Genomic DNA, 14,585 nt, shown 5'->3' on the forward strand with positions numbered 1-14,585 from the left:
TCACAGAGTTACGGCGGCCATGGCGAGAGGGAAACGCCCGGCAACATTCCGAACCCGGAAGCTAAGCCTCTCAGCGCCGATGGTACTGCCCTGGAGACGGGGTGGGAGAGTAGGACGCCGCCGGACAACCATTCCCGAAGGGGCCCCAGCATTCGTGCTGGGGCCCCTTCGTCGTTCCCCCCTCACCGCGCCGGCCCCCGCGCACGGCGCCTCTCCGCTATGCGCGGAGGAGCCGGCAGGGGCGGCGGGTCACCGGTCGTCTGCCCGGGTCAGCGCCGGGGGCGGGGCTCCTTCGTGGTGGCGCCGACGTTGTCGGCGAGCCACGCGTTCAGCCGGCCCAGGTCCCGCCAGGCGGCGCGAACCCGGTCGACGGCCTCCCGGGTGTGCAGCCAGTCCTCCGGCGTCCACCGGCGGGTGGCGTGCAGCGCCTTGTGCCTGAGCAGCTCGATGCGGGGATCCGCAGCCGAGTACCCGGCCGGGACCCGCACCAGTCGGTCACCCTCGATCTCCCAGCCGGCGGTGCGCAGGCGGGACACCTCGGCCTCCAGGCGGGGCCCCTGCACCGGGTCGGCCACCGCCCGCCGGTACCTCGCCACCTGGTCGGACTCCAGGCGCCAGGCGCCGCCCGAGACGGACAGCCCGTCGGCGGAGATCTGGACGTACCAGGCGCCCGCGCCGCGCCCCTCCGGGTTGACGACGGCGCCCTGGTGTGTCTTGTAGGGGGTCTTGTCGTGGCTGAACCGGACGTCGCGGTACGGGCGGAAGACCTTCGCCGTCCCGAACTCGGGCGCCAGCTCCTCGACCAGCGCGGTCATCGGTGCGCGGACGTGGGCGTCGTAGTCGGCGCGGTGCGCGGTCCAGTAGGCCTTGCTGTTGTCGGCCTCGAGCCCCTCGTAGAAGACCAGTCCCTCGTCCGGGAAACCGTCGAAGGTCATCGGTCCATGTCCTCGTCGTCCAGCGCGACGTGCCAGCGCAGCTCCCGCAGAGGTGCTGCCCCGGTGTCCAGCGTGCGCGCCCACCCGTCGGGTGCCCAACCCGCCGATGCGTAGAAGTCGGCGGACGCCCGGTCGGATTCCGCGAGCCACACCTGGAGCCGGGCGGTGCCGTCGGCAGCGGCGAGGTCGGTGACCGCGGCCAGCAGGCGGCTGCCGTGGCCGCGCCGTCCCCACCGGGGCTCGACCAGCAGCGTGGTGATCTCGGCGGCGTCGTCCCCGGGCGTCACGGCGGCGAAGCCCACGACCGCCTCGCGCTCGACGGCGACCAGCACCCGGTGCCGGGTCGAGGGCGGGCTCGCGACGGCCGACCGCCAGGACGCCGTGACGGCCGCCTCGTCCCAGCTGTCGAGAACCTCCGGCGGCAGCAGCGCGCGGTACGCCGTCCGCCAGGTGACACCCTGCACCCGGGCGATGGCGGCGGCGTCGTCCGGTCGGGCCGGTCGGACCGACACGTCGGCGGAGCCCGTGCGGCGGGGGAACGGGAGCGAGGTCACCCGGGCAGCGTAGGTCCGGTGGCCGGAGCGGCGGGTGTCGTACCGGGCGGGCAGGATCCTCGGGTGTGACCTCTGTCGAACGGTTGCCCGCCGCGCTGGCGAGGCGGATCGCCCTGGCCGCCCAGGGCTTCGCCGAGCCGCGGCCGGTCGCCGCCGTCGGAACACGGCAGCTGCGGCGGCTCACCGAGCGGCTGGCCGTCGTCCAGATCGACTCGGTCAACGTGCTCTCCCGCTCGCACTACCTGCCGGCGTTCAGCCGGCTGGGGCCCTATCCGCGCGAGGCGCTCGACGGGTTGGCGAACCGGCGGCACGACCTGTTCGAGTACTGGGCGCACGAGGCGTCGTTCCTCCCCGTACGGCTGCAGCCCTTCCTGCGCTGGCGCATGGCGGCCGTCCAGCGGGAGGCCTGGGGCAGCATGACCCGGGTGCACCGGGAGCGACCGGAGTACGTGGCGGCGTTGCTCGAGCGGGTGCGTCGCGACGGCCCGCTCCGCGCCGGCGAGCTGCAGGAGGAGCGGCCCAACCGGCCGGGCAGCATGTGGAACTGGCACGCGGGCAAAGCCGCGCTGGAGTACCTCTTCTTCACCGGCGCGCTCACCGCCGCCCGCCGGACGCCGGGGTTCGAGCGCGTCTACGACCTGCCGGAGCGCGTCCTGCCCGCCGCCGTCCTCGCCGCCCCCACCCCGGAGCGGCCCGACGCCGTGCGGGAGCTCGTCCGCACCGCCTCGCGGGCGCTCGGCGTCGCCACCGAGACCGACCTGCGCGACTACTTCCGCCTCACCCCGGCCGACGCCAGGACGGCGATCGGCGAGCTGGCCGACGCCGGCGAGCTCCTTCCGGTCGAGGTGGCCGGCTGGCGGCGCCCGGCCTGGCTGGACCCCGCGGCCCGCCGTCCTCGGTGGATCCGGGCGCGGGCGCTGCTCAGCCCGTTCGACTCCCTGGTGTGGGAGCGGCCACGGGTCGAGCGGATCTTCGGCTTCCGCTACCGGCTGGAGATCTACACCCCGGCGCAGCAGCGGGTGCACGGCTACTACGTGCTGCCCTTCCTGCTGGGCGACCGGCTGGTGGCCCGCGTCGACCTCAAGGCGGACCGGAAGGCCGGCGTCCTGCGCGTGCAGGCGGCGCACGCCGAGGCCGGGGTGGAGCACGCTGCGGTCGCCGCCGAGCTCGCCGACGAACTGCGGCTGATGGCCGGGTGGATGGCGCTGGACGACGTCGCCGTGGTCCAGCGGGGGGACCTGTGGCCCGACCTCAGCCGTGCGCTGGGGGTCCCGCCGCTCCCGGCCTGAGGCCGGCGAGCCGGCGCACCACCTGCAGCCCCGCCGGCTCGCCCGGCCAGTGCCGCACGAGGGCGTCGTCGCCGGCGCGGCGCACCACCGAGCGCAGCGCCCAGGCGACGACCACGACGTCGTCGGCCTGGCCGAGGACCGGCACGACGTCGGGCACGAGGTCCACCGGCGAGAGCAGGTAGGCCAGCAGCAGCCAGAGCCGCACACGCAGCGCGGCGGGCAGGGCGCGGTCGGCGGCCAGCCGGCGCACGAGCCGCACGACGTCGGGGAGCAGGCGCAGGCCGTCTCGGACGGTCAGCCCGTCGGGCCGGGTGCGCCACAGGGCGGCGAGCAGCACCAGCCAGACCAGCAGGAACCCGCCGACCACGGCCAGCAACGGACGCCACCACTCCACGCCGCCAGTCTGCCCGCCCGGCCGCCGTAGGCTCGACGGGTGCCAGAGATCGCGCCGCTCCGGGTCCAGGTCGTCGCGCAGACGCAGTTCACCGCGCCGGCGGACGTGCCGTGGGAGACCGACGCCGACGGCGGTCAGGCGCTCGCCGAGTTCGCCGGGCGGGCCTGCTACCAGGCGTGGGACAAGCCGAACCCGGCCACCGCCACCAACGCCGGCTACCTGCGGCACATCCTGGAGGTCGGGCACCTCTCGGTGCTGGAGCACGGAACGGTGAGCATGTATCTCACCGGGGTCTCCCGCTCGCTCACCCACGAGCTGGTGCGGCACCGGCAGTTCTCCTACAGCCAGCTCTCCCAGCGGTACGTCCCCGAGGACGGCGCGGCCGTCGTCGAGCCGGCCGTCATCGCCGAGGACCCCGAGCTGCACGCACGGTTCCTCGCCGCCACCGAGGCCGCCGTCGCCGCGTACGGTGCGCTGCTCCAGGGGCTGGAGGAGCGGGTCGCCGACGCCCCTTCCGCGACGCTGCGCCGCAGGCAGGCCCGCCAGGCGGCCCGCGCGGTGCTGCCCAACGCCACCGAGACCCGCATCGTCGTCACCGGCAACTACCGGGCCTGGCGGCACTTCGTGGCCGTGCGGGCCAGCGAGCACGCCGACGTCGAGCTCCGCGAGCTGGCGATCGCCTGCCTGCGCGAGCTCCAGCGCGTGGCCGCCAACGTCTTCGGCGACTTCCGGATCAACCGGCTCGCCGACGGCACCGAGGTCGCGGCGAGCCCCTTCGTCACCGAGGGCTGAGCCCCGCGCGACGGCTGGGGCGGGTGTTCCCGGGCCGCGGCCCGGTGGAGGCGGGCCGCCGTAGGCTCGGGGTCGTGGCAGCACCGATCGACACCCAGTACGAGGACCTCCTGCGGCGCATCCTGGCGCAGGGGACGCCGAAGGCGGACCGGACCGGGACGGGGACGGTGAGCCTGTTCGGCGAGCGGCTGCGCTACGACCTGTCGGAGACCTTCCCCCTGGTGACGACGAAGAAGGTGCACTTCCGGTCGATCGCCGTCGAGCTGCTCTGGTTCCTGCGCGGCGACAGCAACGTGAGCTGGCTGCGCGAGAACGGCGTCACCATCTGGGACGAGTGGGCGTCCCCGGACGGCGAGCTCGGCCCCGTCTACGGCGTGCAGTGGCGGTCGTGGCCCACCCCCGACGGCGGGCACGTCGACCAGATCGCGAACCTGCTCGACACGCTGCGCACGGACCCCGACTCCCGCCGGATGATCGTCTCGGCCTGGAACGTCGCCGCCCTGCCCGAGATGGCGCTGGCCCCCTGCCACGCGTTCTTCCAGTTCTACGTGGCCGACGGCAAGCTCTCCTGCCAGCTCTACCAGCGCAGCGCCGACATGTTCCTCGGCGTGCCGTTCAACATCGCGAGCTACGCGCTGCTCACCCGGATGATCGCCGCCCAGGTCGGGCTGGAGCCCGGCGAGTTCATCTGGGTCGGGGGTGACTGCCACATCTACAACAACCACGTCGACCAGGTGACCGAGCAGCTCTCCCGGGAGGTGCTGCCCTTCCCGACGCTGGAGCTCGCGCCGGCGCCCACGCTGTTCGACTACGGCTACGAGCACTTCACGGTGCGGGACTACCGCCACCACCCCGCGATCCGGGCGGCCGTGGCGGTGTGACCGGCCCGGCGAGCTCGCCAGCCGGGCGGAGCGGCGTGGCGCTGATCTGGGCGCAGGCGCGGGGTGGCGTCATCGGTGCCGACGGCGGCCTGCCCTGGCACCTGCCCGAGGACCTCGCGCTCTTCCGCCGGCTGACCACCGGGTCGACGGTGGTGATGGGCCGGCGCACGTGGGAGTCGTTGCCGGAGCGCTTCCGCCCGCTGCCGAACCGGGTCAACGTCGTGCTGACGTCGGATCCCCGGTGGTCGGCCGAGGGGGCGCTGGTCGCGCACTCGGTCGCCCAGGTGCTGGCCGAGCACCCGGCGTGCTGGGTGATCGGCGGGGGAGAGGTCTACGCCGCGTTTTTGCCGCACGCCGACCGGGTGGTGGTCACCGACGTCGACGTCGCCGTCGACGGCGACACCTGGGCGCCGGCGCTGGACGGGGGGTGGGTCCGCACCGCGCGCACGCCGGCCGAGGGCTGGTCGGTGTCGGCGTCGGACGGCCTGCGTTTCGCGGTGTCGGAGTACGTGAGGGGATCGGTTCCCTCCGCTGGGTAGATTCTCCCCATGACCACCGACCCCGCCCGGCCGTTCGGGCGCCTCCTCACGGCGATGGTCACCCCGCTGGCCGAGGACGGGTCGATCGACCTGGCCGGGGCCCAGGAGCTGGCCGCGCACCTGGTCGACCGGGGTGGGAATGACGGGCTGGTCGTCTTCGGGACGACGGGTGAGTCGCCGACGATCAGCGACGCCGAGCAGCGCGCCGTCCTCGAGGTGGTGCTGGACGCCGTCGGTGACCGGGCCACGGTCGTCGCCGGCGTCGGGACGTACGACACCGCGCACTCGATCGAGAAGGCGCGCGCGGCCGCGGAACTCGGCGTCCACGGCCTGCTGGTCGTGACGCCGTACTACAACCGGCCCCCCCAGGCCGGTCTGCTCCGCCACTTCACCTCCGTCGCCGACAGCACCGACCTGCCGGTGATGCTGTACGACATCCCCGTCCGCACCGGGATGCCCATCGAGGTGGAGACGCTCGTGCGCGCCGCGGAGCACCCGCGGATCGTCGCGGTGAAGGACGCCAAGGGCGACTTCGGTGCCATGGCCTGGACGATGGCGCGCACGGACCTCGCCTACTACAGCGGCGAGGACATGCTGAACCTGCCGATCCTCGCCCTGGGCGGCGTCGGCATGGTCAGCGTCGTCAGCCACGTCGTCGGGCCCCGCCTGGCCGAGCTCGTCGCCGCCGTCGAGGGCGGTGACCTGGTCAAGGCCCGCGAGATCAACGACAGCCTGCTGCCGGTCTACACCGGCATCTTCCGCACCCAGGGCGTCATCCTCGCCAAGGCGGCGCTGCGCGAGCTCGGCCTCCCGGCCGGCCCCGTGCGGCCGCCCCTGGTCGACGCCACCCCCGAACAGATCGCGCAGCTGCGCGCCGACCTCGCCGCCGGCGGGGTCCAGCTCCGAGAGGCGACGACGTCGTGAGCGGACAGGCCACCCAGCCCCACCTGGACCTCAAGGCGCCCCCGCCGCTGCCGGAGGGCGGGCTGCGGGTGATGGCGCTGGGCGGTCTCGGCGAGATCGGCCGGAACATGGCCGTGCTGGAGTTCGACGGCACGCTGCTCGTCATCGACTGCGGCGTGCTGTTCCCGGAGGCGGAGCAGCCCGGCGTCGACCTGATCCTGCCGGACTTCGGCGTGATCGAGCACCGCCTCGACGACATCGCCGCGGTGGTCCTCACGCACGGGCACGAGGACCACATCGGTGCGATCCCGTACCTCCTGCGGCTGCGCGAGGACATCCCGCTGGTGGGGTCCCGCTTCACGCTGGCGCTGGTGGCCGCCAAGCTCCGCGAGCACCGGCTGGACGCGACCCTGGTCGAGGTCGCCGCCGGTGACGACCACGTCGCCGGGCCGTTCCACTGCGAGTTCATCTCGGTGAACCACTCGATCCCCGACGCGCTCGCCGTCGCCGTGAGCACGCCGGCGGGCCTGCTCGTGCACACCGGTGACTTCAAGATGGACCAGCTACCCCTCGACGGGGTGCTGACCGACCTGGGGGCGTTCGCCCGGCTGGGCGTCGAGGGCATCGACCTGCTGCTGGCCGACTCCACCAACGCCGAGGTGCCCGGCTTCGTCACTCCCGAGCGGTCCATCGGGCCGGTGCTCGACGACGTCTTCGCGCGCGCGTCGCAGCGGCTCATCGTCTCCAGCTTCGCCAGCCACGTGCACCGCATCCAGCAGGTGCTCGACTGCGCGGACAAGCACGGCCGCAAGGTGGCGCTGGTGGGCCGCTCGATGGTCCGCAACATGGGTGTGGCCCGCGACCTGGGGCTGCTGCGGGTGGCGCCGGGCCTCATGGTCTCGCTGGACGACGCCGCGAAGATGCCGCCCGAGCAGGTCGTGCTGGTCAGCACCGGCTCGCAGGGGGAGCCGCTGTCGGCGCTGGGCCGGATGGCGCGCGGCGAGCACCACCAGGTCACCATCGAGGCCGGGGACACCGTCGTCCTGGCCTCGTCGCTCGTGCCCGGCAACGAGACCGCCGTCTACAAGGTGATCAACGGGCTGGCCCGGCTGGGCGCCACCGTAGTGCACAAGGAGACGGCGCGGGTGCACGTCTCCGGGCACGCCCCCGCCGGCGAGCTGCGGACCCTGCTCAACGTCGCCAAGCCGAAGTACCTCATGCCGGTCCACGGGGAGTGGCGGCACCTGCGGGCGCACGCCAAGCTCGCCGAGGAGACGGGCATGGCCGCCGACCGGATCCTGCTGGCCGAGGACGGCGTCGTCGTGGACCTCCTCGACGGCAAGGCCTCGATCGTCGGCTCGGTGCCGATCGGCGACGTCTACGTCGACGGGCTCAACGTGGGGGACGTCGGCGAGGAGTCGTTGCAGGCCCGCCGCATCCTCGGCGACGAGGGGTTCGTCTCCCTGACCGTGGTGATCGAGCCGTCCACGCGCACCATCGTGCGGCCGGTGCACCTGTCCACCCGTGGCTTCTCCGACGACCCGTCGGCCTTCGACGAGGTGCTGGCCCTGGTCGAGGACAACCTCAAGCGGGCGCTCGCCGACGACGACGTGGACGCCCACCGCCTGTCGCAGATCATCCGGCGCACGGTCGGCAAGTGGGTGTCGGACAAGCACCGCCGCCGGCCGATGATCATCCCGACGGTGCTGGAGGTCTGAGCTCCCGCCGCATGGCGGCCCGCGGCCAGCGGTCGAGGCCGCGAGCTGCCTCCGCCCGGCGGATGCGCCGCAGGCCGGGCGTGAGCTCGGCGTCCGACAGGAACCGGAACCCCTGCCGCCGGTAGTGAGGGCCGTTCCACGGGACGTCGACGTAGGTGGTGAGCGTGATCGCCGGTAGGTCCCGATCCTTCGCCCACTCCTCCAGGCGGGCGAGGAGCTCCTGACCGAGGCGGCGGCCGGCGTGCTCCGGGTGCACGCTCACCTGCTCGACGTGGGCGCAACCGTCGACCTCGTCGGCGAGGAGATAGGCCACCGGCCGGCCGTCGTCGTCCGTGCGGACCCAGGCGCGGCCCGCGTCCGCGTACTCCCGCAGCGTCTCCAGCGACGGGGGATCGTCCTCCGCCACCAGGCTCATGCCGAGGTCGGCGAACGGGCGGCCGGCGGCGCGCTCGACGTCCTGGAGCGCGGCCAGGTCGGCGTGCACGGCCGCCCGGACGACGCCGGTCATCCCCGCACGACCGCGATCGGCTCGATCGCCTCGCCCGGCGGCAGGTCGAACCCCCAGACCTGCGCGTAGAAGGAGAGCTCCCCGTCCAGCGCGGCGCGGATGTTCTCCGCCTTGCGGAAGCCGTGCTGCTCGCCGGGGAACAGCAGGTAGGCGTGCGGCACCGCCTTGTCGCGCAGCGCCGCGACGATCGCCTCGGCCTGCGACGGCGGCACGACGGCGTCCTCGTCGCCCTGGAACACCGCCAGCGGGGTATCGAGGGTGTCGACGTGGTTGATCGGTGAGCGCTCGGCGTAGACGTCGGCGCCCTCGGGCCACGGCGCGACCAGGCCGTCGAGGTAGCGGGACTCGAACTTGTGCGTCTCGGCGGCCAGCGCGCCCAGGTCGGCGACGCCGTAGTGGCTGGCCCCGGCGGTGAAGACGCCCGGGCGCATGGAGAGGGCGGCCAGCGTGGTGTAGCCCCCGGCCGACCCGCCCCGGATCGCCATCCGGGCGGGGTCGACGCGGCCGGCGTCGGCGAGGAAGCGCGCGCACGCGACGACGTCGTCGAGGTCGACGACTCCCCACCGGCCCCGCAGCGCGTCGCGGTAGCGGCGGCCGTAGCCGACGGAGCCGCGGTAGTCGACGTCGGCGACGCAGAACCCGCGGGAGGTCCAGTACTGGATCTCCAGGCTCAGCACCGGGACGGCGGCCGCGGTGGGGCCACCGTGGACCACGACCACCAGCGGCGGGAGGCTCCCCTCCCGGGGCGTCACCTCCGGGTTCGCCGGCGGGTAGACCTGGGCGTGGGCGACGCCGATCCCCGTGCCGCGGTCCTCGGTCGGGAAGGTGACGTGCTCGGGCCGGGAGAACCAGGCCGGGTCCAGCTCCAGGTCCCGCGCCGGGCGCAGCACCTCCGCCGCGCCGTTGTCGACGTCGACCCGCAGGACCACCGGCTCGCTCGCCGGGCCGCCTGCGACGCAGACCACCGAGGTGCCCTGCGCGGTCAGGTACCGGAACGTGCCGTAGGGGAGGTCGAGCTCCCGGGGCTCGTCGCCGGGGCTCAGTACCGCCAGGCGGTCGCGCCCGGCCCGGCCGTAGGCCAGGACGACCCTGCCGTCGGCCAGCAGGGCGTAGCGCGACTGACCGAACACCCACTGCGGCCCGGCGATGTCGCTCCCGGCGTCGAGCACGAGGTCCGGTGCCCCGCCGGGACGCCGGCGGTAGAGGGACCAGACGTCGGTGCGGTCGCAGAGGAACCACAGGGTGCCGTCGGGGCTCCACGTCGGCTGCACGACGGACTCGCCAGGACCGCCGGCGACGACAGTCTCGTTACCGTCACCCGACCGGACGACCAGCTGCGCCGTGTCCCACGGCATGTCCGGGTGGTCCCACTGCAGCCGTGCCAGCGTGACCCCGTCAGGGGCCGGCCGCGGGTCGGAGACGAAGTCGGGACCGGAGACGAGCACTTCCGTCGCCCCGTCCGGGCGCACCAGCACGATCTCGTTCACCACGTCGGCCGCTGCGCCGGAGGCGGTGTGCGTCTCCCGCACCGCGAGCACGCCGTCCGCGACCACGGCGAGGTCCGCGTGCCGGACGCCGGACGGAACGGCCGGCTCCGGGGTCACCGCGACGGGCGAACCGTGGCCGGGCGCCAGTCGGTACAGCCGCTGGTCCGAGAACTCCGTGAACCACAGGACGCCGTCGGACACCGTCCAGGCGCCGCCGCCGTACTCGTGCACCCGGGTGCGGGCGTTCCAGGGCGCCGGCAGGGCGTCGGTGACCACGCCGTCGGGGGATCGCCGCACGAGCGCGGTGCGGCCGCCCTCGGCCGGTCGCGACTCGGCCCACCAGACGTCGTCCCCGTCCACGACCACCTCCCCGAGACGGGCCGCCGCCCGCACGACGAGCTCGGAGGTGACGGGGGTGGGCCAGCTGCCGTGGGGGAGCGGGGTGCTCATGCGTGTGACGTTAAGGGACGGCGGTGCGCGGGACACGACGTCCGGCCTGCCCGCCGGGAACCCGCCCCGGGCTTACGGTCTGACGCATGCCTGCCCGCACCACGCCGAACCGCCGGCCGGCCGCGACCCGCAGCCGCTCGGGCTCGACGGCGGCGAGCAAGAAGCGGCCCGCCACCAAGCGGGCGCCCAACCGGCGGCAGCCCGCCCGGAAGAAGCCGTCGTCCGGTGGCTCGGTCTGGCGGATCGCCAGCGGGGGCTGGAACCTGCTCGCCCGCGGCGCGGGCGGTCTGGCCCGGTCCGTCGCCCGGCCGGAGGAGGCGGAGCCGCTCGCCCCCGAGCACCGGCGCGACGGGGTGGGACTCGCCGTCCTCGGTCTGGCGATCGTGCTCGGGGCCGCCGCATGGAGCAACGGCATCGGCCCGGTCGGGGCCGCCCTCACCGACGGGGTGCGCTGGGTCGTCGGCTCGCTGGTGATGGTGCTGCCCGTCGTCCTCTTCTTCGCCGCCCTGCGGCTGCTGCGCCGCGGCCCTCGTCCGGAGGCGCGCGGCCGGCTGGCGATCGGCTGGCTGTGCGCCGTCGCGTCGGTGCTGGGCATCGCGCACGTCCTCGGTACTCCCGCAGTGCCGGAGGCGGGCGAACCCGGGTCCGGTGGGATGGTCGGCTGGGCCGTCGGCACGCCGCTGGTGGCCGGTGTCGGTGCCGCGGTCACCGTCGTGCTGCTCGGGCTGCTCGCCTTCTTCGGCCTGCTCGTGATCACCGCGACGCCGGTCCACCAGATCCCCGAACGGGTCCGCGAGCTCACCGATCGGCTGCTGGGCCGCGACGACTACGACGAGGACCACGACGCCGACGACTACGACGAGGACGACGAGGAGCCCGCGCCCAAGGGGCGCCGGCGCCGCAGCTCGCTGTCGGAGGACCTGCTCACCACCGGGCCCATCGACCACGGGGCCTACGCGGAGGCGCCGGAGGCGACCCGCACCACCGACCCCGAGCACACCGTGCTGGCCCCCCCGCCGCCGGTACCGCCGACCGTGCGGCGGCCGGTCGAGGACCGCACCTCCCCGCCCGAGGACCTGCCGCCGATCACCGAGCCCGAGCAGCTGTCCATCCAGCCGGTCGAGGGCGACTACGTGCTGCCGGCGCTGTCCATGCTGCGGGCGGGGGACCCGCCGCGGGCGCGGTCGAAGGCCAACGACGTCGCCATCGAGGCCATCAGCGGGGTGCTCGACCAGTTCAACATCGACGCCGCCGTCACCGGGTTCACCCGTGGACCGACGGTCACCCGCTACGAGGTCGAGCTCGGTCAGGGCGTCAAGGTCGAGAAGATCACGCAGCTGACCAAGAACATGGCCTACGCGGTGGCCAACGACAACATCCGCATCCTCGCGCCGATCCCGGGCAAGTCCGCGGTGGGCATCGAGGTGCCCAACACCGACCGCGAGAAGGTCAGCCTGGGCGACGTCATGCGCTCGCAGGCGGCCAAGCAGGACCCGCACCCGATGCTGGTCGGGCTCGGCAAGGACATCGAGGGCGGCTTCGTCTGCGCCAACCTGGCGAAGATGCCGCACCTGCTGGTCGCCGGTGCGACCGGTGCGGGTAAGTCCAGCTGCGTCAACTCGATCCTGACCTCGCTGCTGCTGCGGGCCACCCCGGACCAGCTGCGGATGATCCTCGTCGACCCGAAGATGGTCGAGCTCACGCCGTACGACGGCATCCCGCACCTGATCACGCCGATCATCACCGACCCGAAGAAGGCAGCCACCGCGCTGGCCTGGCTGGTCGAGGAGATGGAGCAGCGCTACCAGGACATGAAGTCCACCGGCGTGCGGCACATCGACGACTTCAACCGCAAGGTCGAGAAGGGCGAGATCACCGCGCCCCCCGGCAGCGAGCGGGTCTACCGGCCCTACCCGTACATCCTGGCGATCGTCGACGAGCTCGCCGACCTGATGATGGTGGCCCCGCGGGACGTCGAGGAGCACATCGTCCGGATCACGCAGAAGGCGCGTGCGGCCGGCATCCACCTGATCCTCGCGACGCAGCGCCCCTCGGTCGACGTCGTCACCGGCCTGATCAAGGCCAACGTGCCCTCGCGGCTTGCGTTCTCCACCTCCAGCCTGACCGACAGCCGGGTCATCCTCGACCAGCCGGGCGCCGAGAAGCTCATCGGCATGGGTGACGCCCTCTTCATGCCCATCGGCGCCGGCAAGCCGATGCGCGTGCAGGGCGCCTTCGTCACCGACGCCGAGATCGAGGCGGTCGTCGAGTTCACCAAGCGCCAGGCCGAGCCGGAGTACCGCGAGGAGGTCTTCTCCGCGGGCAGCGCCGGGGGCGAGCAGAAGGAGATCGACGAGGACATCGGCGGCGACCTCGACCTGCTGCTGCAGGCCGTGGAGCTCATCGTCACGAGCCAGTTCGGGTCGACGTCGATGCTCCAGCGCAAGCTGCGGGTCGGCTTCGCCAAGGCCGGCCGGCTCATGGACCTGATGGAGAGCCGCGGCATCGTCGGGCCGTCCGAGGGCTCCAAGGCCCGCGACGTGCTGGTCAAGCCCGACGAGCTCGAGGCGACGCTGTTCACCCTCCGCGGCGGATCGTGATGAAGGACCCCGCTGCCCCCCGCCACTCGCAGGCTCGCGGCGGGACCCTGCCCCGGGGCCGGACTACGATGGCCGGGTGACAGCCACGCCCAGCCCTGCCCGGACCGTGGCCGTGGTGACCCTCGGGTGCGCGCGCAACGAGGTCGACTCCGAGGAGCTGGCCGGCCGGCTCGCCGCGGAGGGCTACCAGCTGGTCGAGGACGCCGAGGGCGCCGATGCGGTGCTCGTCAACACCTGCGGGTTCATCGAGACGGCCAAGAAGGACTCCGTCGACGCGATCCTCGCCGCGACCGACTCCGGTGCCTCCGTCGTCGCGGTCGGCTGCATGGCCGAGCGCTACGGCTCCGAGCTCGCCGACGCGCTGCCCGAGGCCACCGTCCTCGGCTTCGACGACTACGCCGAGATCGGGGGCCGCCTCGACGACGTCCTCACCGGCCGCCCCCTCGTGCCCCACACGCCGCGGGACCGCCGCACGCTGCTCCCGATCAGCCCCGTGGAGCGCTCGGCGGTGCTGGCCGGCGCCGGGGGCCGGACGGACGCCGCCGCAGGCCCGGCGATCCCCGGGCACGACTGGCTGCGCCGTCGCCGGCTGGCCTCGGGGCCGTCGGCCGCGCTGAAGCTCGCCTCCGGGTGCGATCGGCGCTGCGCCTTCTGCGCCATCCCGGCCTTCCGCGGCGCCTTCGTCTCCCGGCCGCCGGCCGAGGTGCTGTCCGAGGCGGCCTGGCTGGCCGGCCAGGGCGTCACCGAGCTGGTGCTGGTCAGCGAGAACTCCACCTCCTACGGCAAGGACCTCGGCGACCTGCGCTCGCTGGAGAAGCTGCTGCCGCAGCTGACCGCGATCGAGGGCGTCGCGCGGGTGCGGGTCGCGTACCTCCAGCCGGCCGAGCTCCGTCCGGGTCTGCTGGAGGTCATCGCCGCGACCGACGGGGTGGCGCCGTACTTCGACCTCTCCTTCCAGCACTCCTCGCCGTCGCTGCTGCGCCGGATGCGCCGCTTCGGCGGGACCGACGACTTCCTGGCGCTCATCGAGCGGGCACGTGCGCTCGCGCCGGCGGCGGGGTTCCGCACCAACGTCATCCTCGGCTTCCCGGGGGAGACCGAGGACGACGTCGCCGAGCTGGAGCGCTTCCTCGTCGAGGGCCGGCTCGACGCCGTGGGCGTCTTCGGCTACTCCGACGAGGAGGGCACCGAGGCGATCGGCCTGGACGGCAAGCTCGACCAGCACGAGATCGACGCCCGGGTCCGCCGGATCACCGACCTGGTCGAGGAGCTGACCGCCCAGCGGGCCGAGGAGCGCATCGGCGAGCGGGTCGAGGTCCTGCTCAGCGAGGACCTCTCCGCCACCGACGGCCCGGGCACCTGGTTGGGGCACGCGGCCCACCAGGACCCGGACGCCGACGGCACCACCACCCTCACCGGCGTGCCGGCGGGTGCGGTCGCCGGTCAGGTGGTCCCCGCGGAGGTCGTCGGCACCGAGGGCATCGACCTCGTCGCCACCGCGCTCGTCGCCGCCGTCGCACCGGCCGGGCGGTGAC

General features: G+C 74.0%; 13 protein-coding genes and 1 rRNA gene. 9 read left to right on the forward strand and 5 right to left on the reverse strand.

The window, feature by feature from the left end; genetic code table 11:
• The first annotated feature begins 9 nt into the window (after window positions 1–9).
• Window positions 10–126 (forward strand): 5S ribosomal RNA (rrf, locus tag ACI8AG_RS07425).
• Between the two features lie 143 nt (window positions 127–269).
• Here the strand turns inward: rrf and ACI8AG_RS07430 are convergent.
• On the reverse strand, window positions 270–935 hold the full coding sequence (locus tag ACI8AG_RS07430) for a DUF2461 domain-containing protein (protein WP_456596506.1): 666 nt from the start codon (window positions 933–935) through the stop codon (window positions 270–272).
• Window positions 932–1,489 carry an N-acetyltransferase family protein gene (locus ACI8AG_RS07435; RefSeq protein ID WP_456596507.1) on the reverse strand — a complete coding sequence of 186 codons (558 nt, stop codon included), beginning with the start codon at window positions 1,487–1,489 and terminating at the stop codon, window positions 932–934. Before ACI8AG_RS07435 ends, ACI8AG_RS07430 begins: the two co-directional genes overlap by 4 nt.
• Window positions 1,490–1,554: 65 nt before the next feature.
• On the opposite strand from ACI8AG_RS07435, the gene ACI8AG_RS07440 reads away from it, so the two are divergent.
• A complete protein-coding gene (locus tag ACI8AG_RS07440; RefSeq protein WP_456596508.1) occupies window positions 1,555–2,778 on the forward strand; it encodes a winged helix-turn-helix domain-containing protein in 1,224 nt (407 codons plus the stop codon).
• Here ACI8AG_RS07440 and ACI8AG_RS07445 read toward each other — a convergent pair.
• Window positions 2,741–3,172: a DUF1232 domain-containing protein gene (locus ACI8AG_RS07445; protein WP_456596509.1), complete on the reverse strand. Its 432-nt coding sequence runs from the start codon at window positions 3,170–3,172 to the stop codon at window positions 2,741–2,743. The genes ACI8AG_RS07440 and ACI8AG_RS07445 overlap by 38 nt on opposite strands.
• Window positions 3,173–3,211: 39 nt before the next feature.
• On the opposite strand from ACI8AG_RS07445, the gene thyX reads away from it, so the two are divergent.
• The 5 genes from thyX to ACI8AG_RS07470 all read left to right on the forward strand — a co-directional run bounded on the left by thyX (window position 3,212) and on the right by ACI8AG_RS07470 (window position 8,005).
• Window positions 3,212–3,964 (forward strand): FAD-dependent thymidylate synthase, encoded by a 753-nt coding sequence (thyX, locus tag ACI8AG_RS07450; protein ID WP_456596510.1) that lies wholly within the window; start codon window positions 3,212–3,214, stop codon window positions 3,962–3,964.
• Between the two features lie 74 nt (window positions 3,965–4,038).
• Window positions 4,039–4,845: a thymidylate synthase gene (locus ACI8AG_RS07455; protein WP_456596511.1), complete on the forward strand. Its 807-nt coding sequence runs from the start codon at window positions 4,039–4,041 to the stop codon at window positions 4,843–4,845.
• Between the two features lie 35 nt (window positions 4,846–4,880).
• Window positions 4,881–5,384: a dihydrofolate reductase gene (locus ACI8AG_RS07460; RefSeq protein ID WP_456589337.1), complete on the forward strand. Its 504-nt coding sequence runs from the start codon at window positions 4,881–4,883 to the stop codon at window positions 5,382–5,384.
• A gap of 9 nt (window positions 5,385–5,393) precedes the next feature.
• Window positions 5,394–6,308, forward strand: a complete 915-nt coding sequence (gene dapA, locus ACI8AG_RS07465; RefSeq protein WP_456589338.1) for a 4-hydroxy-tetrahydrodipicolinate synthase — start codon at window positions 5,394–5,396, stop codon at window positions 6,306–6,308.
• Window positions 6,305–8,005: a ribonuclease J gene (locus ACI8AG_RS07470; protein ID WP_456589339.1), complete on the forward strand. Its 1,701-nt coding sequence runs from the start codon at window positions 6,305–6,307 to the stop codon at window positions 8,003–8,005. Before dapA ends, ACI8AG_RS07470 begins: the two co-directional genes overlap by 4 nt.
• Here the strand turns inward: ACI8AG_RS07470 and ACI8AG_RS07475 are convergent.
• On the reverse strand, window positions 7,980–8,513 hold the full coding sequence (locus ACI8AG_RS07475; RefSeq protein ID WP_456596512.1) for a GNAT family N-acetyltransferase: 534 nt from the start codon (window positions 8,511–8,513) through the stop codon (window positions 7,980–7,982). The two genes, ACI8AG_RS07470 and ACI8AG_RS07475, sit on opposite strands and share 26 nt — an antisense overlap.
• A complete protein-coding gene (locus tag ACI8AG_RS07480) occupies window positions 8,510–10,450 on the reverse strand; it encodes a dipeptidyl-peptidase 5 (RefSeq protein ID WP_456596513.1) in 1,941 nt (646 codons plus the stop codon). The genes ACI8AG_RS07475 and ACI8AG_RS07480 overlap by 4 nt, the downstream gene beginning before the upstream one ends.
• Before the next feature lie 86 nt (window positions 10,451–10,536).
• Here ACI8AG_RS07480 and ACI8AG_RS07485 point away from each other — a divergent pair, with 86 nt between their 5' ends.
• Window positions 10,537–13,050, forward strand: coding sequence for a DNA translocase FtsK 4TM domain-containing protein (locus tag ACI8AG_RS07485; RefSeq protein WP_456596514.1), 2,514 nt, complete (start codon window positions 10,537–10,539; stop codon window positions 13,048–13,050).
• Window positions 13,051–13,126: 76 nt separating this feature from the next.
• Window positions 13,127–14,584 (forward strand): 30S ribosomal protein S12 methylthiotransferase RimO, encoded by a 1,458-nt coding sequence (gene rimO, locus ACI8AG_RS07490; protein WP_456589343.1) that lies wholly within the window; start codon window positions 13,127–13,129, stop codon window positions 14,582–14,584.
• The last annotated feature ends 1 nt before the right edge of the window (window position 14,585 follow it).

This window comes from Blastococcus sp. SYSU DS0552 (assembly GCF_054050815.1).

Bases quoted from the DNA above. Each gene is read 5' to 3' on its own strand.
- ACI8AG_RS07475 (WP_456596512.1), bottom strand. From the start codon at position 8,513: ATGACCGGCGTCGTCCGGGCGGCCGTGCACGCCGACCTGGCCGCGCTC.
- dapA (WP_456589338.1), top strand. From the start codon at position 5,394: ATGACCACCGACCCCGCCCGGCCGTTCGGGCGCCTCCTCACGGCGATG.
- ACI8AG_RS07480 (WP_456596513.1), bottom strand. From the start codon at position 10,450: ATGAGCACCCCGCTCCCCCACGGCAGCTGGCCCACCCCCGTCACCTCC.
- ACI8AG_RS07430 (WP_456596506.1), bottom strand. From the start codon at position 935: ATGACCTTCGACGGTTTCCCGGACGAGGGACTGGTCTTCTACGAGGGG.
- ACI8AG_RS07485 (WP_456596514.1), top strand. From the start codon at position 10,537: ATGCCTGCCCGCACCACGCCGAACCGCCGGCCGGCCGCGACCCGCAGC.